At 47.6% G+C, this 21,213-nt stretch carries 25 protein-coding genes, 3 tRNA genes and 1 pseudogene; 17 read left to right on the top strand and 12 right to left on the bottom strand.

Annotated elements, in window-relative coordinates; genetic code table 11:
* The first annotated feature begins 14 nt into the window (after positions 1-14).
* Genes kdsA through nusB form a run of 3 tightly spaced genes read left to right on the top strand, consistent with a single transcriptional unit; the run spans position 15 to position 1,725 of the window.
* Positions 15-854 carry a 3-deoxy-8-phosphooctulonate synthase gene (gene kdsA, locus QSJ47_RS04310; RefSeq protein ID WP_285602544.1) on the top strand — a complete coding sequence of 280 codons (840 nt, stop codon included), beginning with the start codon at positions 15-17 and terminating at the stop codon, positions 852-854.
* 2 nt (positions 855-856) lie between these two features.
* Positions 857-1,324 carry a 6,7-dimethyl-8-ribityllumazine synthase gene (gene ribH, locus QSJ47_RS04305; protein ID WP_221272292.1) on the top strand — a complete coding sequence of 156 codons (468 nt, stop codon included), beginning with the start codon at positions 857-859 and terminating at the stop codon, positions 1,322-1,324.
* Positions 1,324-1,725 carry a transcription antitermination factor NusB gene (gene nusB / locus QSJ47_RS04300; RefSeq protein ID WP_285602543.1) on the top strand — a complete coding sequence of 134 codons (402 nt, stop codon included), beginning with the start codon at positions 1,324-1,326 and terminating at the stop codon, positions 1,723-1,725. The genes ribH and nusB overlap by 1 nt, the downstream gene beginning before the upstream one ends.
* Here the strand turns inward: nusB and QSJ47_RS04295 are convergent.
* The 9 genes from QSJ47_RS04295 to QSJ47_RS04255 form a co-directional block, all read right to left on the bottom strand.
* Positions 1,722-2,537: a YihY family inner membrane protein gene (locus tag QSJ47_RS04295; protein ID WP_502875117.1), complete on the bottom strand. Its 816-nt coding sequence runs from the start codon at positions 2,535-2,537 to the stop codon at positions 1,722-1,724. The genes nusB and QSJ47_RS04295 overlap by 4 nt on opposite strands.
* A 16-nt stretch (positions 2,538-2,553) precedes the next feature.
* Positions 2,554-3,396, bottom strand: coding sequence for a biotin synthase (locus tag QSJ47_RS04290; protein ID WP_285602541.1), 843 nt, complete (start codon positions 3,394-3,396; stop codon positions 2,554-2,556).
* Between the two features lie 15 nt (positions 3,397-3,411).
* Positions 3,412-3,510: transfer RNA gene (locus QSJ47_RS04285), tRNA-Sec, on the bottom strand.
* 54 nt (positions 3,511-3,564) lie between these two features.
* Positions 3,565-4,542, bottom strand: a complete 978-nt coding sequence (locus tag QSJ47_RS04280; protein ID WP_285602540.1) for an outer membrane protein — start codon at positions 4,540-4,542, stop codon at positions 3,565-3,567.
* 152 nt (positions 4,543-4,694) lie between these two features.
* Positions 4,695-5,045, bottom strand: coding sequence for a 50S ribosomal protein L20 (gene rplT / locus QSJ47_RS04275; protein WP_285602539.1), 351 nt, complete (start codon positions 5,043-5,045; stop codon positions 4,695-4,697).
* Between the two features lie 74 nt (positions 5,046-5,119).
* On the bottom strand, positions 5,120-5,311 hold the full coding sequence (rpmI, locus tag QSJ47_RS04270) for a 50S ribosomal protein L35 (RefSeq protein WP_221272286.1): 192 nt from the start codon (positions 5,309-5,311) through the stop codon (positions 5,120-5,122).
* Between the two features lie 19 nt (positions 5,312-5,330).
* The gene (infC, locus tag QSJ47_RS04265; RefSeq protein ID WP_502875115.1) at positions 5,331-5,843 is read right to left on the bottom strand and encodes a translation initiation factor IF-3; all 513 of its coding nucleotides are present in this window, start codon (positions 5,841-5,843) and stop codon (positions 5,331-5,333) included.
* Complete coding sequence (gene thrS, locus QSJ47_RS04260; protein WP_285602538.1) at positions 5,840-7,645, bottom strand: threonine--tRNA ligase; 1,806 nt, start codon at positions 7,643-7,645, stop codon at positions 5,840-5,842. Before thrS ends, infC begins: the two co-directional genes overlap by 4 nt.
* 12 nt (positions 7,646-7,657) lie before the next feature.
* Positions 7,658-7,783 (bottom strand): hypothetical protein, encoded by a 126-nt coding sequence (locus QSJ47_RS04255; protein ID WP_260321658.1) that lies wholly within the window; start codon positions 7,781-7,783, stop codon positions 7,658-7,660.
* Between the two features lie 162 nt (positions 7,784-7,945).
* Here QSJ47_RS04255 and recA point away from each other — a divergent pair, with 162 nt between their 5' ends.
* The 5 genes from recA to QSJ47_RS04230 are packed head-to-tail and all read left to right on the top strand — an operon-like array spanning position 7,946 to position 12,374.
* Complete coding sequence (gene recA, locus QSJ47_RS04250; protein ID WP_221272283.1) at positions 7,946-8,998, top strand: recombinase RecA; 1,053 nt, start codon at positions 7,946-7,948, stop codon at positions 8,996-8,998.
* A gap of 8 nt (positions 8,999-9,006) precedes the next feature.
* Positions 9,007-9,258, top strand: coding sequence for a hypothetical protein (locus tag QSJ47_RS04245; protein WP_221272282.1), 252 nt, complete (start codon positions 9,007-9,009; stop codon positions 9,256-9,258).
* On the top strand, positions 9,258-9,842 hold the full coding sequence (locus QSJ47_RS04240; protein WP_285602537.1) for an AMIN domain-containing protein: 585 nt from the start codon (positions 9,258-9,260) through the stop codon (positions 9,840-9,842). The genes QSJ47_RS04245 and QSJ47_RS04240 overlap by 1 nt, the downstream gene beginning before the upstream one ends.
* A 19-nt stretch (positions 9,843-9,861) precedes the next feature.
* Positions 9,862-11,496, top strand: a complete 1,635-nt coding sequence (pyrG, locus tag QSJ47_RS04235; protein WP_285602536.1) for a CTP synthase — start codon at positions 9,862-9,864, stop codon at positions 11,494-11,496.
* Positions 11,496-12,374, top strand: a complete 879-nt coding sequence (locus QSJ47_RS04230) for a pseudouridine synthase family protein (RefSeq protein ID WP_285602535.1) — start codon at positions 11,496-11,498, stop codon at positions 12,372-12,374. Before pyrG ends, QSJ47_RS04230 begins: the two co-directional genes overlap by 1 nt.
* On the opposite strand, the pseudogene QSJ47_RS04225 reads toward QSJ47_RS04230, so the two are convergent.
* A pseudogene (locus QSJ47_RS04225) lies at positions 12,371-13,088 on the bottom strand (HoxN/HupN/NixA family nickel/cobalt transporter). The gene QSJ47_RS04230 and the pseudogene QSJ47_RS04225 sit on opposite strands and share 4 nt — an antisense overlap.
* Before the next feature lie 119 nt (positions 13,089-13,207).
* On the opposite strand from QSJ47_RS04225, the gene QSJ47_RS04220 reads away from it, so the two are divergent.
* Both QSJ47_RS04220 and QSJ47_RS04215 read left to right on the top strand, forming a co-directional pair.
* A tRNA-Ile gene (locus QSJ47_RS04220) sits at positions 13,208-13,284 on the top strand.
* A 17-nt stretch (positions 13,285-13,301) separates the two neighbouring features.
* Positions 13,302-13,377 (top strand) — tRNA-Ala (locus tag QSJ47_RS04215).
* An 18-nt stretch (positions 13,378-13,395) separates the two neighbouring features.
* On the opposite strand, the gene ruvB is transcribed toward QSJ47_RS04215, so the two are convergent.
* Both ruvB and panB read right to left on the bottom strand, forming a co-directional pair.
* Positions 13,396-14,403, bottom strand: coding sequence for a Holliday junction branch migration DNA helicase RuvB (gene ruvB / locus QSJ47_RS04210; protein WP_285602534.1), 1,008 nt, complete (start codon positions 14,401-14,403; stop codon positions 13,396-13,398).
* 1 nt (position 14,404) lies between these two features.
* Entirely contained in the window at positions 14,405-15,211 is an 807-nt protein-coding gene (panB, locus tag QSJ47_RS04205) for a 3-methyl-2-oxobutanoate hydroxymethyltransferase (protein WP_285602533.1), read from the bottom strand.
* Between the two features lie 91 nt (positions 15,212-15,302).
* Here panB and QSJ47_RS04200 point away from each other — a divergent pair, with 91 nt between their 5' ends.
* From QSJ47_RS04200 to QSJ47_RS04170, 7 genes are read left to right on the top strand one after another with little or no spacing between them, the layout of a single operon-like run.
* Complete coding sequence (locus QSJ47_RS04200) at positions 15,303-16,007, top strand: hypothetical protein (RefSeq protein WP_285602532.1); 705 nt, start codon at positions 15,303-15,305, stop codon at positions 16,005-16,007.
* The gene (locus QSJ47_RS04195) at positions 15,982-16,662 is read left to right on the top strand and encodes an outer membrane beta-barrel protein (protein WP_285602531.1); all 681 of its coding nucleotides are present in this window, start codon (positions 15,982-15,984) and stop codon (positions 16,660-16,662) included. Before QSJ47_RS04200 ends, QSJ47_RS04195 begins: the two co-directional genes overlap by 26 nt.
* 8 nt (positions 16,663-16,670) lie before the next feature.
* Positions 16,671-17,846: an outer membrane beta-barrel protein gene (locus tag QSJ47_RS04190; RefSeq protein ID WP_285602530.1), complete on the top strand. Its 1,176-nt coding sequence runs from the start codon at positions 16,671-16,673 to the stop codon at positions 17,844-17,846.
* 9 nt (positions 17,847-17,855) lie between these two features.
* The gene (locus QSJ47_RS04185; RefSeq protein ID WP_221272275.1) at positions 17,856-19,193 is read left to right on the top strand and encodes a M23 family metallopeptidase; all 1,338 of its coding nucleotides are present in this window, start codon (positions 17,856-17,858) and stop codon (positions 19,191-19,193) included.
* A gap of 4 nt (positions 19,194-19,197) precedes the next feature.
* Complete coding sequence (locus QSJ47_RS04180) at positions 19,198-19,788, top strand: septum site-determining protein MinC (RefSeq protein ID WP_285602529.1); 591 nt, start codon at positions 19,198-19,200, stop codon at positions 19,786-19,788.
* Positions 19,785-20,693: a UDP-3-O-acyl-N-acetylglucosamine deacetylase gene (gene lpxC / locus QSJ47_RS04175; protein ID WP_285602528.1), complete on the top strand. Its 909-nt coding sequence runs from the start codon at positions 19,785-19,787 to the stop codon at positions 20,691-20,693. The genes QSJ47_RS04180 and lpxC overlap by 4 nt, the downstream gene beginning before the upstream one ends.
* Positions 20,694-20,739: 46 nt before the next feature.
* Positions 20,740-21,186, top strand: coding sequence for a hypothetical protein (locus tag QSJ47_RS04170; protein WP_221272272.1), 447 nt, complete (start codon positions 20,740-20,742; stop codon positions 21,184-21,186).
* The last annotated feature ends 27 nt before the right edge of the window (positions 21,187-21,213 follow it).

The following is a 21,213-nucleotide window of genomic DNA, read 5'->3' as shown; positions in this document are numbered from 1 at the left end:
AACAAAGGTTAAATTTGCCAAAAAGTGTTTTAATCGTCGGTCCGTGCGTGATTGAGAGCATGGAGGTTTTAGAGGAAATCGCCCACAAACTCCACCCCCTAGCCCTAGACCCTAAAGTGGATTTTTACTTTAAAGCCAGCTTTGATAAAGCCAACCGCACAAGTCTAGAGAGTTACCGCGGTCCCGGGCTACAAAAGGGCTTGGCTATGCTCGATCGCATTAAATCCAAATTTGGCTATAAAATCCTCACCGACATCCACGAAAGCACGCAAGCCGCCCCGGTGGCTGAGGTGGCCGATGTCTTGCAAATCCCCGCTTTTTTGTGCCGGCAAACGGATTTAATCGTGGCGGCGGCTAAGACCAAGAGCGCGCTGAATATCAAAAAGGGGCAATTCATGCACCCAAAAGACATGCAATACAGCGCCTTAAAAGCCCTAAACATGCGGGCTAAAAACAAACATGAAAAAGCCACTTACCAAGCGTGCTTAGAACATGGGATTTATTTATGTGAAAGGGGGGCGAGCTTTGGGTATGGGAATTTAGTTGTGGATATGCGCTCTTTGGTGGTCATGCGCACCTTTGCGCCCGTGATTTTTGACGCGACCCACAGCGTGCAAATGCCCGGGGGAGCAGATGGCAAGAGTGGCGGAGAAAGCGTCTTTGTGCCCTATTTGGCTAAGGCGAGTGCGGTTGTAGGCGTGGATGGGTTTTTTATGGAAACCCACACAAACCCCAAAGAGGCTCTGAGCGATGGTCCAAACATGATCGCCGTGTCCGCTCTCTTGCCTTTAGTACAAGATTTATTGGTTTTGCAAGGAATCAATGCTTCATTAAAAACAACGCATAAAGGATAGAAATGCACCACACATTAGAGGGGCAACTTGTTTTAAAGGGAAGTGAGAGGGTCGCTATTTTGGTTGCCCGTTTTAACCACCTCATCACAGACCGCCTCGTAGAGGGGGCACTAGATTGCTTTAAACGGCATGGAGGCGATTTAAAAAAACTCACTTTGGTGAAAGTGCCCGGGGCGTATGAATTGCCCTTTGTGCTGGATAAACTCTTAGGCTCACAAAGATACGATGGGGTCTGTGTCTTAGGGGCGGTGATTCGGGGGGCAACGCCACATTTTGATTATGTGAGTGCGGAGGCGACTAAGGGCATTGCCAACACGACCCTAAAATATGGCTTGCCCGTGAGCTTTGGACTACTTACCACGGATAGTATCGAACAAGCCCTAGAGCGCGCCGGCACAAAGGCGGGCAATAAAGGGGCAGCGGCGATGGACACCCTCATCGAACTTCTTAGTCTTTACAGCGTGTTTTAATGGCAACCCGTAGCCAAGCTAGGGAGGCGGTGGCGGGCTTACTCTATGCCTATGATAGCGGCAATACAGAGATATTTAAAGTCGCCCCCACGCTCTTAGAAGAAAAGAAAATTAGAAACGCCCAACAGCGCTTTGCCCTAGAGCTTTTAGGTGGGGTTTTAGATCAGATGCACGCCCTAGATGCCGCCTTGCAGCCACTTTTAAAGGATTGGGATTTAAAGCGCATCGGGCGTATGGAGCGTGCGATCTTGCGTTTGGGGGCTTACGAGATTTTACACACCCAAACCAAGCCGTCGGTGGTGATCAATGAGGCGGTTGAGCTTGCCAAAGCCTATGGGGAGGACAACGCCCCCAGATTGGTGAATGCCGTGTTGGATCATTTGGCTAAAAGACAAAGCTAACTTGTTTCATCGCTCACAGCACAAGCATACATGCCAAAGAGTAAGAGCAGCCACGACACATAAATATAGGACATTAAAAACCACAGGATCGACACCGAGCCATACAGCTCGTGGTAGGTGCGGTTAAATAAAACATAGTAGACAAAGCCCCATTTCATTAAATTCCAACAAAGGCTGGTAACTAGACTCCAAAATAGGGGAGTTAAAGGGTGTTTAAAAGTCTTGTTTGTGGGGATGATGAAGAGCAGGTAAAAGAATAAATAAGTGCCTAGCCAGTGCAGCAAAGAGAGCAACCACCCTTTAGTGAGGTTTTGCACCTGCAGGTCGTAAAATAAAATCAAGGGCAGCACCAAGATAAAAACAATGCCCGTGCCAAAGCCCCAAAAGACAAAAATACGCCTGCCTTTAAAGTTGAAGTAATCCCTAGGTTCGGCGTTGAAAATCTTAGAGGCGATGTAGCGGTAGTTTTCACAAAACAAAAAGAAAGCGATGGCGATAGAGGCAATTTCTATAAAGCCCAAAGTGCGGTTATTTTGTGTGAAGGATTTTAAAAACGAACGGGTCATTTTCATAAAGTCGGGGCTGTCGGGTAAAAAGAGCCTTTCGACTGAAAAAGTTTCGGCAAAGGGGCTCACAAAGACTAGAGCGATAAATAATAAAATGGGCGAGAGGGATAAAATCGTGTAAAAGCTAAGAGAGGAGGCGTAGTAAAAGACGATGGGCATTTCTTCAAAATGGCGTTTCAGGCGTGCGCTTAAAAGGTGGTTGCACGCATAGACACAACCTAAAATCCCCCCCCACATGTGTATCAAAAACTCTAAAAACCTCTTACCCATCGCAACTTGTGGCGATGGCAAACCCGTAGTTGGCAAGCATTTCTAAGTCTTTTTTAGGCGCGTCCCCCTTAGCGGTTAGATAGTCGCCAAGCACAATCGCATCCACTCCACAATCAAAGATTTCTCTTTGATTTGCGCCAAAGACCACTTCCCGCCCCCCAGCGACCATAAGCTTGGTTTTGGGTAAAAACTCTTTGGCTAGAGCCAAGCATTCTAGGGCTTCTTCTGCGCCCATGATTTTTTCTTTAATGGGCAAAGTGGGGCTTGGGATAAAAAAGTTAATGGGTGTGGTGGCAGGCGTGAGTGATTGCAAAGTGCGTAGCAGCTCAATGCGATCGTTAAAACTCTCGCCCAGCCCAAAAATCCCACCTGAGCACAAGAGTAAGCCCGCTCTTAGGGCATTCTCGCAGGTTTCAAAACGCTCTTCCCATGTGTGGGTGGTGCAAATATTAGGAAAGAAGTTTTGCGCGGTTTCTAAATTGTGGTTGTAGCTATCCACACCATGCTTTTTGAGGTGCTTTAGGCTCTGTATATCTGCGCGTCCACAGCAAGCGATGAGGTGCAAATGGGGCACTTCCTTTTTAATGCTTTGGGCAAGATTAGCGATGTATGCGCATTTTTGATCATCAAGCCCACGCCCAGAGGTTACCAAACAAAAGCCCAGAGCCCCCAAAGAGTGCAAATACTTCGCCTCTTCTAGGACCTCTTCGGGCTTTTTGTATTTGTAGCGGCGGATTTTGCCTTGGTGGTGTGCGCTTTGCGTGCAGTAGGCGCAATCTTCAGGGCAGTCTCCACTGCTGACATTGGATATAGAACATAAAAAAATTTCTCGCATAGATGACCTTTATAGTGGCGAGAGAGCCAAAGAATCGAACTTTGCAGCGCCTAGAACACCTAAACGCTCTGTGGGTTTGAAGCCCAAGGCACACACCAGTGTCGCATGCTCCCCACCGACCCCCAAGGGGGACCCCCTAGGGGGCTTGTTGAAAAAAAGGGAGTAAGCTTAGAAGCTGACGATATAACGCCAGTAGAAGACAAAGTTACGCTGCAAATTAGCCCTGTAAGGCGTGCCAGGCTTAACGGAAGAGCGGTAATTTAGAGCGTAGTAGTTTGTGGGGATTGTGGGGATTTTAATCCCGACCTCAAAGCCATTGTGTTTCGTGCCAAAGCGGATCCCACCATTGACAAAGAAGTTAAAGCTCGACTCCCTGATATGCCCGCCGTATTCTCCCGCCAAGTGGTAATAATACCCGTTTTTGGGTCCCCAAGAGGTCCCACCGATCGCCACGCCCGCAAAAAAGCCAAAGTGGAAGTTCTCTTTATTGAACCTTTTGGGGTTGAAAAGCACATCCGTGCCGACCCCATAGGCAAAAATATTGGTTTGGTGGTAATTATTTTGTTCCCAACCACTAGGACCGATCTTGTTAAAGTAGTGGTATTCCGAATCCGCATAGTCAAAAAAGCCGTAGTAGCGCAAGCCAAATTCGGGCAACTTTTTAAAGAAGTGCTTGTAACCAAGCACAATGCCAAACCCATTGGTTACATGGGAGAGGCTATTTAAAGTCCCCCTAAAATTTGTGCTACCCATGTTGCCCCATTTGCCGGTGGTAAGCCCATCCCCCGAAGAACATTGCGCACTAGTTGCACAAGCCTGTTCAGTGGAGGTCATCATGCCTAGCTGGTAGTCCGCCCCCACAAAAAAGGCGTTTCTTTCGCCGCGTTGGGTTGTGCCTACACGCACCTTAGCAGGGACTGACTTTTGCGCCTCTTGCTTAGGGGCAGGTGTTAGGGGCTTTTGCACTTGCACCGCCTGGCTAGGTGCAGGCGTTGGGTTTTGCGTTGTAGGGGTGGGTGCTGGAGGTTTTTGCGTCTGCACCGCTTGATCGGGCGTAGGCGTTGGGGCACTCTGCACCGGTTTGGGCTCATCTGCTGCGCTCAGTAAAGCCGCCGCTAAGGGGATAGCTATAATCGTCCTTCTCATTTAAAGTTCCTTATAATTTAATAGACCTATGGACCACTATTCTAGCATAATGGCGTTAATAAAAAATATAAAAACACAAAAAAACCATTAGAAAAACATAATGTTACAAAAACAATTTTTATAGCAATGGCGTAAAACCATTGCCATATTTTCTAAAGATGGGCTTTAACTTGCTCAACTAAAGCGTCAAAGGCGGGGGCATCGTTCATCGCCATGTCGGCTAAGATTTTGCGATCCAGCTCAATGTGCGCCCTTTTTAAAGCGTGCATGAAACGCGCATAACTCGTGTTGCGCATGCGGCAAGCGGCGTTGATACGCACGATCCAAAGGCTTCTAAATGCGCGTTTTTTCTGTTTGCGATCCCTAAAGGCGTAGCATAAACTGCGCTCTAATTGCTCTTTGGCTTTTCTAAAATGCTTTCTACGCCCGCTGTAAAATCCACGGGCGAGCTTTAAAACTTTCTTGTGGCGGCGGCGGCGCACCACACCGGTTTTGACTCTCATATTTTTCCTTTACCTTTGAGGTGTTGATTCAACTTGCCCTTTTTGGCTTTTGCCTGAAGGGGGAAACTTAAGGCTTACTGACATAAAAGCCCAGCCACAGAGCGCAAGTTTGTAGAGTGCACATAGTGGGGGGCGTTTAAATTCGCTTTTCTCTGGGGGCTTTTTTTGGTTAAAATATGGCTTTTAAACGCACTGCCCCGCTTGATGAGATTTTTTTTCACCTTGAAGCGTTTAGCCGCTCCACGGTTGGTTTTCATCTTTGGCATGTTTCTCCTTTCTTAAAATTTACTTCTTTTGGGGGACAAAAAGCCACATAACAAAACGCCCTTCCATCTTGGGCTCTTTATCAGCGTTGGCGATGTCGCTCATCATTTCGCCCACTTTTTGCAACACGGCTAGCCCGGCTTTGGGGTCGTTGTTCTCGCGCCCCCTTAACACCACCTTAAACTTAACATGCTTGCCCGCCTCAATGAACTCTCTGGCGTGCTTGACTTTGTAGTTGATGTCGTTTTGGGCGATCTGGGTGGAGAGTTTGATCTCTTTGATCTCGATTTGCTTCTGTTTTTTCTTGGCTTCTTTTTGCTTTTTCTCGCTTTGGTAGCAAAACTTGCCATAATCCATGACTTTACACACGGGGGGTTTGGCACTGGCTGAAATCAGCACCAAGTCCAAACCTTGGCTGTGGGCGATTTTTAACGCCTCGGCTGAAGAAATGATTCCAAATTGTTCGCCTCCATCGCCCACACAGCGCACCTCCTTAAAGTGGATCGCCTCGTTTAACAGCACATCCTTACTCAAAAACTGACCTCTTGCATTTTAGCCTCCATCTGTTGTTTAAATTCTGCCTTGCTTAAGCTGTATTGTTGCCCTAGGGCGCGATCGCGCACCGCTACGCTCTCTTGCGCCACCTCTTGTTGCCCTAGCACCGCAATAAAGGGGATTTTCTGCTTTTCAAGGGTGCGGATACGCTTATTCAGGGTTTCGTTTTTATCTGCTAATTGCACAAAAAGCCCCAGCTCCACCAACTCGGCTTTTAGGGCTTTGGCGTACTCTAGCTGATCGGGCGATACAGGCACTAAGGCGATTTGCACAGGGGCGATAAAAAAGGGGTAATTGCCCCCATAGTGTTCGGTTAAAATCGCAATGAAGCGTTCAAACGAGCCCAAGATCGCTCTGTGGATCATCACGGGTCTTTCCTCTTGGTCTTGCTCATTGGCGTAGCTCAAGTTAAAGCGCTCGGGCAAGTTCATATCCACTTGCACGGTCCCGCATTGCCATTTGCGCTTGATCGCATCGGTGATTTTAATATCAATCTTTGGTCCGTAAAACGCCCCTCCGCCCTCATCGATGCCAAAGGGGATGTGTTGTTCCTCTAGGGCTTCTTTTAGGGCTTTGGTGGCTTGCTCCCAAATGTGCGCCTCTCCGATGTGTTTTTCTGGCTTGGTCGAAAGCTCCATTTCATAGCTAAAACCAAAGACCTCCATGACTTTTTTTGTAAATTCTAAAATCGCCAGCACTTCCGTCTTGATTTGGCTAAAGCGGCAAAAGATATGCGCATCATCTTGGGTAAATTCCCTTACCCTTAAAAGCCCGTGCAAGACTCCGCTTTTTTCATGCCGGTGCACCACGCCATACTCGTAAAAGCGCAGGGGCAAATCTTTATAAGAATGCAGGGCGTGCTCGTAGACTTTAATGTGTCCTACGCAGTTCATGGGCTTAATGCCGTATTCGACCTCATCAATGGTCGTAAAATACATGTTCTCTTTGTAGTTTTGGTAATGTCCGCTTGTTTGCCACAAAGAGCTCTTTAAAATCTCGGGTCCACGTACGGGTTCGTAGCCATACTTTAAAAGGGCTTTGCTTAGTAAATTTTCAATCCTTTGGCGCAAACGCATGCCATTTGGTAGCCAAATAGGTAGCCCCGCCCCCAAGTCCTCATTAAAGCAAAACAGCCCTAATTCTTGCCCTAATTTGCGGTGATCCCTCTTTTTGGCTTCCTCTAGCTGAAACAAATACTCTTTTAATGCCTCTTTTGTGGCAAAGGCAATCCCATAAATCCTCTGCAACATTTCCGCGTTTTCATCGCCCCCTAGATACGCCCCGGCTAATTTGGTGAGTTTAAAATGCTGAAGTAATCCCGTGTGGGGTAAGTGTGGACCTCGACACAAGTCCTCAAACTCCCCTTGAGAATACACGCTAAAAGAATCCCCCTCAATCCTTGACATCACAGCGTGCTTTAAGGGGTCATTTTTAAACTTCTCCAACGCCTCTTTACGGGTCATGGTGCTCTTGGTGATGGGGTGTTTATTTTTGGCAATGGTGCGCATGCGCTCTTCAATGCGCCCTAAATCCTCTTCGCTGATTTTAGTAGAAGTCTTAAAATCGTAGTAAAAGCCCTCAGCCACCACAGGACCCACAAAAAACTGCGCATCGGGGTAAAGTTGCTTAATGGCTTGCGCCAGCAAGTGGGCGCATGAGTGGCGGATGATCTCTAGGGCTGGATCGTTGTCGCCAAAATAAACCGCCTCACCCTCGTGGACTGCCAAAGTCTGTAAATCATAAATCTCCCCCTCTTTCTTAACGCCTATCTGTTCTGCCAAACCAATCCTTAACTAGCACCCACTCGAGCCAAACCCGCATTGCACTTGGCGATCCACTTTCTCGGCTTGTGGACCATCCATAGGCTGCAAGCACCCACATAAACACAACGCAAAAACAAGGCTAAAGTAAGCGCGCATATCTGCCTAAAATTTTACAAAAAAACTGCCCCAATTCTGCCACATGAAAGTTAAACCTTTGTTTAAAGCCAGTGTCCATTCTAAGTTGATTTTAGCCATTGTAAGTTGATTTTAGTCATTGTTTTGTTAGAATCTAGGCTAAATTTTTGTTGAAGGGGTGTTATGGACGAGCAAAAACAAAAGGCGATTGAATCTGCCATTAGGCAGATCGATAAAGCCTTTGGCAAGGGGGCTTTAATGCGTCTAGGCGATCGCGAGGTTGAGCATATTGAGGGCATTTCTACGGGGTCTTTGGGGCTGGATGTGGCTTTAGGCATTGGGGGCGTGCCTAGGGGGCGCATTGTCGAAATTTATGGACCTGAGTCGAGCGGTAAAACGACCTTGACCCTGCATGTCGTGGCGCAAGCGCAAAAAAACGGAGGGGCATGTGCTTTTATTGATGCTGAGCATGCGCTAGATGTTAAATACGCTAAAAGTCTTGGAGTGGATACAGATAACCTACTCATCTCCCAGCCCGACACGGGCGAGGAAGCCCTAGAAATTTTAGAAACCTTAGCGCGCACGGGGGCGGTGGATGTGATTGTGGTCGACTCAGTGGCGGCACTCACGCCCAGAGCCGAGATCGAGGGGGATATGGGCGATCAGCATGTGGGCTTGCAAGCCCGCTTGATGAGCCAAGCTCTGCGTAAAATCACGGGCATTTTGCACAAGATGAACACCACTTTGATTTTCATCAACCAAATCCGCATGAAAATCGGGACAATGGGCTATGGCAGCCCGGAAACCACCACGGGGGGTAATGCCTTAAAATTCTATGCGAGTGTGCGCATCGACATCCGCCGTATCGCCACGCTCAAACAAAACGAGCAACCCATCGGTAATCGGGTGCGCGTCAAGGTGGTGAAAAACAAGGTCGCCCCACCCTTCAAAGAAGCCGAGTTTGATGTGATGTATGGCAGTGGGATCAGCTTTGAGGGGGAGCTCATCGACTACGGCGTGAAGTTGGACTTTGTGGAAAAATCTGGGGCGTGGTTTAGCTACCAAGATAGAAAACTAGGGCAGGGCAGAGAGGCGGCCAAACTCACGCTCAAAAACGAGCCCGAGCTCGCCCACGAGATCGCCGAAAAGATCCGAGGTAAGTTCTTTGAACGCCCCGCTTTGGCAGAACCTAGTGCACCAGAAAGTCCCGAGCCTAGCCATACAGAACTAGACTAAGGACTTTAGTGTGGCAAGTGTGGCAGTGGCTCTACGCTTATCGGGGGCTTTTTATTGTTTTTGGGCTTGTTGTAGCTCTAGGAGTGTATGTGGGCTGTTTGTTCTTCGGGGATAATTCGCTGGAAGTGCTTATGGGTCTCAAGCGCAAGCAAGTTACCTTGTATGAAAAGGTGCAGAATTTGCAATACGAAAACGCCAAATTGCAAAAAAAACTCTTTGAGCTTAAGGAATTAGAACCCCCGAAAAATAGGCGGTTTTAATGTCTAAGTGGTGGGTGTCTTTATTACTCATGGCTTTGGTTGCTAGAGAAAACCCTTTTGAGCCATCTAGAAATGTGGGGCAGACGGCACTGGGCGATGAAGTCCCCGACTACTTCCGCTATGTCAATGTCAATTTGCCTAGCACCGCTCGGATTTTAACCAAAGTTACTTTGACCTACAAGACTTTGGACGCTTCCACACACACTGAAAGCGTGGATGTGAATCAGCGCATCGATTGGCACTACCCCATTAAGGTGACCCAACAAGCCGCGATCTTAGGCAAGCAAGGCAAGATATTTCGGGTGGGCGCGTTTGATTTTTGGATACACGAGAACAAGCTCTACCTACACACGGCGCATAAAATCCAACGCTCTTTTGTGCTGATTAACCCTTACCGCATTGTGTTAGACACCGACCGCGATGAGCAAGATTTTAGACAAAAAGTGCAGGTGGATGAAAAATATGTCAACAACATCGCCATAGAAACCCACGACAATTTTTACCGCTTTTCTATCGTGCTAGACGGGCAATATCAATACAAGATCGAGCAGAAAAACGACTACTTAGTGATCGATCTGCACTAATTTTACAAGGATTACACCAATGTCTGTTGCGACTAAATTTATTTTTATTACGGGTGGGGTGCTAAGTTCTCTTGGCAAGGGTGTGGCTTCCAGCTCTTTGGCGCATTTATTGAAACTCTGCCATTTTAAAGTGGATATGTTGAAGATCGACCCCTACATCAACATCGACCCGGGCACGCTTAGCCCCTTTGAGCATGGCGAGGTTTTTGTTACTGCCGATGGGAGCGAAACAGACCTTGACATCGGGCACTACGAACGCTTTTTAAACAAAGACTTCTCCAAAGAAAACAACTTCACCACGGGGCAGATTTATTTAAGTGTGATTGAAAAAGAGCGCGAGGGCAAATATTTAGGCAAAACGATTCAGGTGATCCCGCACATCGTGGAGGAAATTAAAGAGCGGATTTTGAAACTTGGGCAAGGCAAGGACTTTTTGATCGTAGAAGTGGGCGGCACGGTGGGCGACATTGAGGGCATGGTGTATTTAGAGGCGATTAGAGAACTTAAAAGCGCGCTAGGTTCTAAACAAGTCGCCAATATCCATGTAACTTTAGTGCCCTACATCGCCACCAGCCAAGAGCTCAAAACCAAGCCCACGCAACACTCCATCATTGAATTACGCCGTTTGGGCGTGAGCGCAAACATCATTTTAGCCCGTTGTAGCCAAGATTTGGGGACAGATTTAAAAGCCAAAATCGCTAGTAGTTGCGATGTGCCTGTGTCTAATGTGATCCAAGCCAAAGATGCGCCCACCATCTACGCCTGCCCCACCAACTACCTACAAGAGGGGCTTTTAGAGGCGTTGTTTAAATATTTTGGCATCCAAGCCACGCTAGACAAACGGCAACTAGAGCTGTGGGCGGAGCTCGTGCATAATATTTTAAACCCCCAACGAACTTTAAAAATTGCCTTTGTGGGTAAGTATGTGCATTTGAGCGAATCTTACAAAAGCTTTTTAGAGAGCATGGTTTGTGTGGGGGCGCATTTAAAAGTCAAGGTAGAACCTGTCTTTGTCAATAGCGAGGGATTGGAGCTTAAAACGGGAGAGAGCCGCGCACAGCTCAAAGAGCGCGTGGCAAACGCTTTGCAAGGTGTGGATGGCATTTTAGTCCCCGGAGGCTTTGGTTCTAGGGGGGTTGAGGGGATGATCAATGCCATTACCTATGCCAGAGAACATAAAAAACCTTTCTTTGGGGTGTGCTTGGGGGCGCAGTTGATGGTTGTGGAGTTTGCCCGCCATGTGTTGGGCTTAAAAGGGGCGCACTCGAGCGAATTTGACAACGAATCGCCCCATAAAGTGATCGATCTGCTAGAGAGCCAAGCCAACACCACCCACAAGGGCTCGAGCATGCGCCTAGGCACACATAAAATCACACTCAAAGAGGGCTCGCCCATTGCCAAAGCCTACAACGCCCTAGAGGTGTTCGAGCGCCACCGCCACCGCTACACCATTAACCCCGCCTATTTAGAGGACTACGCCAAACACGGCTTAGAGGTCGTGGGGCAAAGCTTTGATCACAGCCAAAATTTAACGGAGGCGATGGCGTTAAAAGGTGCTCGCTTCTTTTTGGGCGTGCAATACCACCCCGAGTTTACTTCAAGGCTCATCGCCCCCAATCCGCTCTTTAAGGCGTTCGTGCAAGCTTGCATGTAATGCCCTTTGTCGCTGAAGTTTTCACGCCCAAAGCCCCCATTAAGGCGGCAAAGTTTGTCGCCGAAGTTTTAGCCTGCAATCCCAAACAAGCCCAAAGCTACATAGACCGGGGGCGTTTAACCACCCTAAGCGGTCAAAGGCTTAAAAAGGCGCAAATCTTAAACGGACCCGTGCGCTTGCTCTTTTTTAAGCCCACTTCTTGCCCTGAATTTGCCCCCATTTTCACCACCCCCTATTTTGCCCTCTACTACAAGCCCAAAAACCTTTACAGCCACCCCAAAAACTACAACACCCATAGCTTATATGAAAGCATTTATGCTAACAACCCCCAAGCGCGCCTCATCCACCGCCTAGACTATGAAACTAGCGGATTAATTTTAGCCAGCCAAGCCAAGGCGCACGAAAAGCCTTTGAGGGAGCTGTTTAGCTCTAGGCGCGTCCAAAAGACCTACTACGCTAGCGTTGTGGGGGATTTGCATAAGTATGCCAAAGGGGCATTTAGTGTGCTCTTGCCTATTTTAGAGCCCTCGAGCATACGGGGGGATTTAGGCGTGCGCTCTAAAATCGATCCACAGGGCAAATTCAGCGCCACCACCATAGAGATCGAAAACTACAACCCTAAGACAAACCAAACTCATTTAAAAATCACCCCCCTAACCGGGCGCACCCACCAAATCCGCTTGCATCTAAGCGCACTTGGTTACCCCCTTGTGGGCGAACCACTTTACATTGATGATAGCCACGCAAGGGCGTATTTAGACGCGAAAAAGGCGGACTTTTTGGGCGCATTTGGGCGTTATAAAACTGAGTTAGCCCTAGAAGCGGTGGGTTTAAATTTTAGCCTGTATGGCTTGCACTACCACTTGCGCCTAAACTAGGCGTTTTGGGCTGCCTTTTCTAACCCGCTTAAATGCCAAATTGCAAACGAAATCCCCCACACCGGCACAAACAAACCCACCAAGTAAAAGCCTAAATCCCCAAAGTCCAAATGCTGGAGGTAGCCTAAAAACCAGCTAAGCTCCCAATGCAACTTTTTGCTTAGCACTTGAAACAGCTCAATCAAGCCAATGAGTAGAGCCACTAGCACGCCCAAACTTGTGATGGTGCGGTTTAAGAGTCTGCGCTCTTGCAAAAGCTTTTCTAGGGCTTCTTGATCGTGATGGGTGTTGTGGCGGGTGTGTTTAAAGACTTTAAACAGGTCGATTAAAATCACGCCATTTAGCACCCCCACCACGAGTAAGAAAAAGCCCGAAACCAAAGTCCCCACCACCCCGCCAATCTGTGCGAGCATGGGGGTGTGCTCTTTTGCCCAGTGCAGGGCTAAAGCTGTAATAATTGTCATCACAATCACCACGCTAGAGTGCCCCATTGAGAAGTAAAAGCCCACACCCATAGGGTTTTGCTTTTGTTGCGAGAGTTTGCGGATGGTGTTGTCGATACAGGTGATGTGGTCGGCATCAAAGGCGTGCTTTGTGCCTAAGTAAGCCGTGATGGCCACGCCGTAACACGGGGTTGTGTGCCAAAACCAGCAACACCAGCCCCAAAATGTGTAAAAATAAAACCGCTAATACATAGGGTAGCCATAAACGCATTTTAAACCTTATTCTTCTAAAATTTTAGTGGTATTGCCATTGTAGCTTAGCCATGTATATTTCAGCTAAATTTTAGAAAAGCTAGGATAAGGTATACCCTTTTAGGTTGAAAGACTTAAGGGCTTATAGCTCAGGTGGTTAGAGCGCACCCCTGATAAGGGTGAGGTCAGAGGTTCAAGTCCTCTTAAGCCCACCATCTTTAAAACTCTGTTTGGGGGATTAGCTCAGCTGGGAGAGCGCCTGCTTTGCACGCAGGAGGCCAGCGGTTCGAGCCCGCTATCCTCCACCATTTCCGCTTAATTAAAACTCAATCGAATAGAAAATGCCTAATAGGTTTTAACTTCAAGGCTTCATAGGTCTTAGGCGTGGCGATACGCCCTTTAGCGGTGCGCTCCAAGTAGCCATTAGCCAGCAAAAAGGGCTCAATGACCTCTTCAAGCGTGCTTTCATCCTCGTGCATGCTCGCCGCTAGGGTGTTTAGCCCCAAAGCTCGCCCTTTTGCCCCCACAAGCAAATTTAAATAGCGCAAATCTAGGTTATCTAGCCCATGCATATCCACGCCCAAAGCCTCTAGGGCATGCTGTGTGGTCTTTAAATTGATTTGCGCTTCGTTGAAGCTATCCGCAAAGTCGCGCACCCGTTTTAAAAGGCGTAGGGCAATTCGAGGCGTACCCCGACAGCGTTTAGCGATCTCTAAACTTGCGGGCGGTTCAATGGGTTTTTTGAGTTTTAAACTCGCCTGCGTGATGATGGCTTGCAACTCTTCTATGCTGTAAAACTCCATACGAAAATGCATGCCAAAGCGATCTCTTAAGGGGTTGCTTAACATGCCTGCCCTTGTGGTCGCCCCGATGAGTGTGAAGGGGGCTAAATCGATCTTGATGGTCTGTGCCGCTGCCTTAGAACCGATGATGATGTCTAGTCTAAAATCCTCCATAGCCGGGTAAAGCACCTCTTCAATGACTGGGCTCAAGCGGTGGATTTCGTCAATGAATAAGATTTCTTGGGGTTTAAGGTTTGTAAGCAAGGCGGCTAAATCCCCCGTCTTTTCAATCATGGGGGCGGTGGTGACTTTAATCGGGGTGTTGAGTTCTTTGGCGATGATGTGGCTTAAGGTGGTCTTGCCAAGCCCGGGCGGTCCAAAAAATAAAATATGGTCCAAAGTGTCGCCCCGTTTTTTAGTGGCGTTGATAGACACTTGCAAGAGTTTTTTTAAAGGCTCTTGCCCGATGTACTCTTGCCATAAATGCGGTCTTAAGCTCGTGTTCTCTTGCTCTTCAAACTCCAGCTTTTCTAAATTGACAACCCGATCCATTTTAGTAGCTCTCTTCAGGGCTGGGGAAGTTGCCCTCTTGGATGTCGGCAACATAGCGTTTTAGGGCTTCTTGGATGAGAGTTGCCCCCTCTAAATAGGTGCGTACAAACTTAGGTTTAAAGGCATTGAATAGCCCTAGCATGTCGCTAAAAACCAAAATTTGCCCATCACAGCCCACCCCGCTACCTATGCCAATGGTGGGGATGTCTAATGTTGTGCTAATCTCACTAGCCACGCTTGCCACCACGCCCTCTAAGACAACTAAGCTAGCCCCTGCCTCTTGCACTGCCAAAGCGTCCTCTAAAACTTGCTGTGCGCTCTCTTGGTTTTTACCCACAATCTTATACCCCCCCACACCCCGTACACTTTGGGGCAAGAGCCCCACATGCCCGATGACCGCCACGCCCTCACTCACTAATGCCTTGATAATAGGGGCTTTTTGCACCCCACCTTCTAATTTCACGGCATCGGCCAGGCTTTCTTGGTAAAAACGCAAGGCGTTTTTAACGGCTTGTTGTTCGGTGGTGTAGCTACCATAGGGCATGTCTGCCACCACAAACGCCCGTTTCGCCCCTTGACACACCGCCTTAGTGTGATAAAGCATTAAATCCATGTTTGCGCTCAGGGTGTCTGGCTTGCCATTAAAGCTCATATTCAAGCTATCACCCACTAAGATTAAATCAACAATGGGGTCAAAAATGGAAGCAAAGAGGGTATCGTAAGCGGTGATCGCGCTGATTTTGGTAGCTTGGTTGCCCTCTTTGGGGTGCTTTTTGGCATAGAGGGTGTTTAGGGTGATTTTTTTCATAGACAGCCTAGTTTTTAGGACATTTTACCTTTAAAATGCTATGATAGGGCTAAAAATGCATGCACGCACTTTAAGCTGTTTGGAGTGATGATTGAGAATAAATAGTGGGGCTTTTGCCCCCTTTTTGCTTTTACCGCTTTTTTTATGGGGGTCGGATCAAGTCGATTTTCAGCACCTCGACCCCAAGTATTACAGATACATTAAATTTTATGAAACTTACAGCGACAAAGACATTAAGCGGTTAATCACCGACATCAAGGACGCGGAGAAAAAGACCGGCTTGATGATCGGGCTTAGCACGGGTTTTTTTTACAACAACCAAATTAGGGAGCGCACAGGCAGTGCCACTATCACGGGCAATAACCTCAACTACCTATGGGCGATTGGGGTGCGCTTTGGTTACCAAACCTTCCGCCCTTCCTTATTTGCTAAGACTTTTCGCCCTAATGTCGTTGGCAGGCGTATTTATATCGAATACATTGGGGGCGTGCCCAAGCAATCACATTTTGGACGCATCGCCTACCAAAGCACCATGTTGAATGCGGATTTGATGATCGACCCTGTATTGCCCTATGTGGGGCGGTATCTGTCTGTGGGTTTCATCATCGGTGTGGGCGTGGGTGTGGTCGCGCAGGGGATCAGCACCAACTCGTTTTTTGGGATGATGGCAAACACGGGGGTGGCTTTTACGGTGTTTGGGCATAACCGCGTGGAGTTAGAGTTTAAATTGCTCGCCAATAAGGACATTTCGTGGTGGGGGGGGATTGTGCATGTCGGTTACCAATATGTTTTTTAAGCCCCTCATTTTATGCGCTTGTGCGTTGTGTGTGCTTAGTGCAAGGTCAGCCGTGCAAGAAAAACAATTCACGATCTACATGCTCAAAGGGCAGCTTTACGAAGCCAAACAAGCCAAGTTAGATCAAGAAATGGCTAGGAAAAAGAGCGGTGTGTTCTTGGGTTTTGTGCTCGCAGAGACGAGTCTAAAGGTCAATGGGATCACCAATAAGGGCTTTCCCTTGCTCTATGGCGTGCGCGTGGGTTATCAAAAGTATTTGGGGCGTAGTGAAGTGGCGGGGCTACGCTTTTATGGAGAGTATTTAGGCGGGGTGGCGGGGAGTGTGTTGCAAGCGGGCCAAACCAGCACTTACCAAGTCGCAACCATGGATTTGGACTTAGTGATGGACAAACCCATAGACAAGCATAAAAGATACGCCGTGGGGGTTTTTGGCGGGTTGGGGGTGGGTTGGAATGGCTATAAGGACTACCCCAACGCTAAGAACAACCCCAATGGCTTTGGCTTACTTATCAATTTAGGGGTGGCACTCACTCTAAACACCCGCCACAGAATCGAACTTGCGCTGAAAATCCCACCACTCAAATACAGCCACGCCTTCGCGTATTCCTTTGCGGGCGGAAACATCTACTACATCAGCTATAACTTTCTACTCTAAGGGATTTGATGAGAACTTTTTTGGCAATGGGTCTTGTGTGGACTTGGGCGCAAGCACATTTCTTGCCCACCCCAGTGCTTGCCTTTGACATGCTCGAAGAATCCCCGAATATAGACATGCCTAAGTACAACTTACAGCCCTATTTATTCCCCGAGGGCGAGTTGCAAGAAACTAAGCAAGCCACGCAACCAGAACAACCTTCAAAAGCCAAGCAAATCCCCAAACCCCCAGTGAGCGCAGAAAAGACCATGTCTTCCAAACAGCCCCAAGAAACCCAAGAAAATATTTTGCATGTTGTGCCTCTCCCTACGCTAGGCAATGCCAAAACAGAAGACCCTAACCGCTTGCATGAGCTCGATGAAAAAATCAAAGTTCTAAAAAACAAAATAAAAGGCATGGGCGGCACGCCTCAAACTGAGTTTAGATACACTAAAAAGGGTACACGCGCTAAGAAGGTGGCTAACCATAAAATTGCCAAAGAAAAAAGCGGGTTTTTCTTAGGCGGAGGCTATGGTTTTGGCACAATCAATGAATCTTACAACAGCCAACAAGCCAAAAGCGTGGCGCTAGGAATCCCCGAACAACAAGAGATTTTTAGCGTTTTGCCCAAATTGAGCGGGGCGGCGAATATGGCTAATGTGGAGTTGGGCTATCAGCAATATTTTAACCCCTATTTTGGCGCCCGCATTTATGGGGATTTGCTTTTTATTCCCGGGTTTGCTAACTACACCACCCTTAATGACAACACGACTTCTAGGGGTTTTGGAGGGTTTTTTTATGGCTTAGGCTCTTTAAACATGGACTTACTCTTTGATGCACCCCTAGAAAAGCAAAAAAAACACTTCATTGGAGCGTACGCAGGCTTTGGGGTGGGGCTTATGGTGTTAAAAGATAGGTGCTACAATGCCTTTAGACAAGTGTTGCAAGAGGGTTACAATAGCCCAAACACGCTGTGGAAAACCCTTATACAAGTGGATTACACCATCAATTTAGGCGTGGCTTTTACCTACAACCGCCACTTGCGTTTTGAAGTGGGAACAAAAATCCCGCTCACCTACTTGCGCTTAGGCTTTGAAACCCCAGCCACTTACACCAATAAGAACAACAGCCAACAGCTCATCAGCGAGGATACAGGTTTTAAGCGTAGTAGCTTGCTTGTGATGAATGTATTATATGCTTTCTAAGGAGATTTAATGTTATGGCGCGCAAGTGTAATGGCTTTGTTGGTGGCGGGGGGGTATTTGAGCTACAACTATGCGATCACCAAGAAGAACACAGCTAATATTTCTCTCACCATGCGCGTGGCTGCCCCACAGCCCAGCGTCGTAGAAAACCCCACACATTGGAATTTAAAATCCAATATCCAAGTGAATTTAGCCACACCGGCAAAAATCCGCTCCTATCACATCAAAACCACGACCAGCGACCACTTAGTCGTGTATGAAAAAAATCAAATTGTCTTGGATGAGCCCACAAATTTAAGCTTTGAATTGCCAAAGCCCACAATCCAACTAAACGACCAAACCCGTTTACACTATGAGATTAAGGTCATGGATTGGAGCTATGCGAACTTTTTTAACGGCAATGTCAGCACAAAGGCTTTTGATTTGGTGTTAGACACCACGCCCCCTAAAATCCAAACCATCGCCCAGTCGCGCCACATCACTTATGGTGGGAGTGCTTTAGCGATCTTTAGGGTGCAAGAGGGCGCACTCGATCGGGTGTGGTTTAACAACGGGTTTGAGGACTTTAAAGTATTTTCTTTCATGAAAGATGGCTACTACATTGTGATCTTCCCTTGGTCTTTGCGCCACCGCACCTTTGATGGGAGAATTTTTGCTAGGGATAAAGCCTATAACCTAACCAGTTTGCCCCTAAGATTAATTAAAAACACGAAAATCCCCATCCGTGAACGCACTATAGACCTAAGCAAGGACTATAAAAATAAACAATCTGCCTTCGAAAGTCTAAAACACTTGCCCGGGTTAAACCGCTTAGATGCGCGTCTAGGCATCCAGCAAACCATCCAAAAGGATTTAAAGAAAGTCACAGCTTACGAGCACACCGCCTTTAAACCCTTTAGACCATTGGGCAATAAACCTAGGGTTTTAGCCACTTTTGGCACACATAAAATCTACACTTTTGGCCGAGAAACAATAGGCGAATTTACACACTATGGCGTGGATTTCTTTGGTAGACACTCTAAAGTCTTGGCGAGCAATGTCGGGCGTGTAGTTTTAGAAGAAGAGATTGAAAGCTATGGCAAAAGTGCGCTCGTCTCGCACGGTCTAGGGGTGTATGCGATGTATGGGAGCTTGTCGAAGTTTTTAGCCAAAAAAGAGGACACTTTGGAGCCTAACAGCGTGTTAGGCTTTAGTGGTAGAAATAAAACGAGCAAATACGACCATGTGCATTTTAATATCTTGATCCAAGGGGTGCCCGTCTACCCCAACGAGTGGATGAATACTCGCTTCATCAACAACCTAAACGACATCATCCAAGAGGCGCAATACAAGATCCGGGAGAAGTGAGGCGATGCTAAGAGCAAGACAAAAACAAATCCGCTGTTTTGAGCTAGAGGGGGCTGAAAGTCAAGAGTATTTAAACTTCATTGACAAGAACGCCCCCCTACTCAAAAATTATTTGCTCTTGTTTAAAACCCCCATCCCCCCCGAAGTGCAACAAAGTCTGCAAAGGCACGAGCTTGCCTACAGCTTTAGCTCTAGTGAGTTACGGGGCAAGGTGGGCGATCAAATCGTGCTGTATGGGGCACTAGAAAAAGAGCCCGAACCCCCTAAAGCCCCAGAAAGCCCCCAAGTGCAAATCTACGAGCGGCACATCCGCAGCGGAGAAGAGATCAACAGCCCTTGTAGTTTAGTGATCCTTGGCAACGTCAACCACGGGGCAAAGATCCACACCGAGCAGAACATCAATGTTTATGGTAGATGTGAGGGGATCATCATTTGCATGGGGGTGTACATGGTGCTTCAAAATGTCTACTCTCCCCACCTTGTTTTTCAAGGTAAAATCCTAAGCCAAGCGCACTTAGGGCGCATCAACGAAAATACAAAATTAAAACTGATTACCAAAAATGGCGATATAATTAGCATAAAGGACATTGCATGAAACAACGAACAATTGCTCAACAAGTAGAGTTAGTCGGCATCGGTTTACATAAAGGCGTGCCGGTCAAAATGGTTTTAGAACCCATGCCAGCGGGCAGTGGGATTGTTTTTAGACGATCGGATTTGGGCGTGGACATCCCTTTAGAGCCCACGAATGTGATCGACACCACGATGGCGACCACTCTAGGCAACCGGACCAGCCCGCAAGCCAAGATCTCCACGGTCGAACACTTACTTTCTGCCATCAGTGCCTATGGGATCGACAATTTAAAAATCTCTATAGATAATGAGGAAATCCCCATCATGGACGGCTCTGCCATCGCCCATTGCATGCTCTTAGATGAAGCCGGCATTACTGAACTAGAAGCTCCCAAGCCCTTTATGCGCATCACAAAAGAGGTCAAGGTGCAAGAGGGTCCCAAGTTTGTTAAAATCAGTCCCGCCCCCCTGCTCTCTTTTGATTTTAGCATTGACTTTGCCCACCCAGCGATTGGCAAACAGCATTACAACTTTGCCTTCTCCAAACACGCCTACAAGGAACAAATCGCGAAGGCTAGGACCTTTGGCTTTTTGCAAGAGGTGAACTACCTACGCTCCATTGGTCTAGCCAAGGGGGGCAATTTGAATAATTGCATTGTCTTGGATGAGCATGGCATTGTGAATAAAGAGGGTTTGCGCTATGAAGAGGAGTTTGTGCGCCATAAAATTTTAGATGCGATGGGCGATCTCACCTTTTTAGGCATGAGCATGGTCGGGGCTTACCAAGCTTGCATGGGTAGCCACAAGCTCAACGCCCAAGTCGTGCAAAAGGTGCTCGAAACCAAGTCTTACGAGGTTGTCCACTTAAACTTAACCCCAAGCCCACAACAAGCCAAATCTTTGGAAATGGTGCACGCCTACCATTAAACCGCCCAGCAACGCGCCTCAAGGTTGCCAAATTCTTATCCTTTCTTTGCAAGAGCCCACCCAAGTCGGGGTTTATGCTTTAGATGGGCAGTTCTTGCACGCCTTCAGCTCAAACGAGCGCACAAACACCGCCCTGATCCAAATCTTTAAAATCTTGCTCAAGTGGCTTGAGGCACGACACTTAAACATCCAAGCCCTTTACTATGTAAGGGGGCCGGGCAGTTTTATGGCGATGAAACTCACGCACATTTTCGTGCATGCGTGGGTGCTTCTAAACCCCGTCCCCCTGCATTCTGCCCTAGGCTTTGCTTTCAATGAAAACAGCCCCATTAAAGCCTTTGGCAAGTCTTTTTATGTGTGTGAGGACGATCAAGTGGCACTAAAAACCTTTGAAAGCCCGCCTGCATGCCAAGAAATGCGCTTGCCTCCCACTTTAGACCCACTTTTATTCGCCGCAGACAACGAACCGCTGTATTTTTTACCCCCCGTTTAAGGAATTGTAGATATAATGGAAGGCGTA

It is taken from the genome of Helicobacter sp. NHP22-001 (genome assembly GCF_030270165.1).
Lineage (GTDB): Bacteria > Campylobacterota > Campylobacteria > Campylobacterales > Helicobacteraceae > Helicobacter > Helicobacter gastrofelis.
This window is presented reverse-complemented; position numbering and strand designations above follow the sequence as displayed.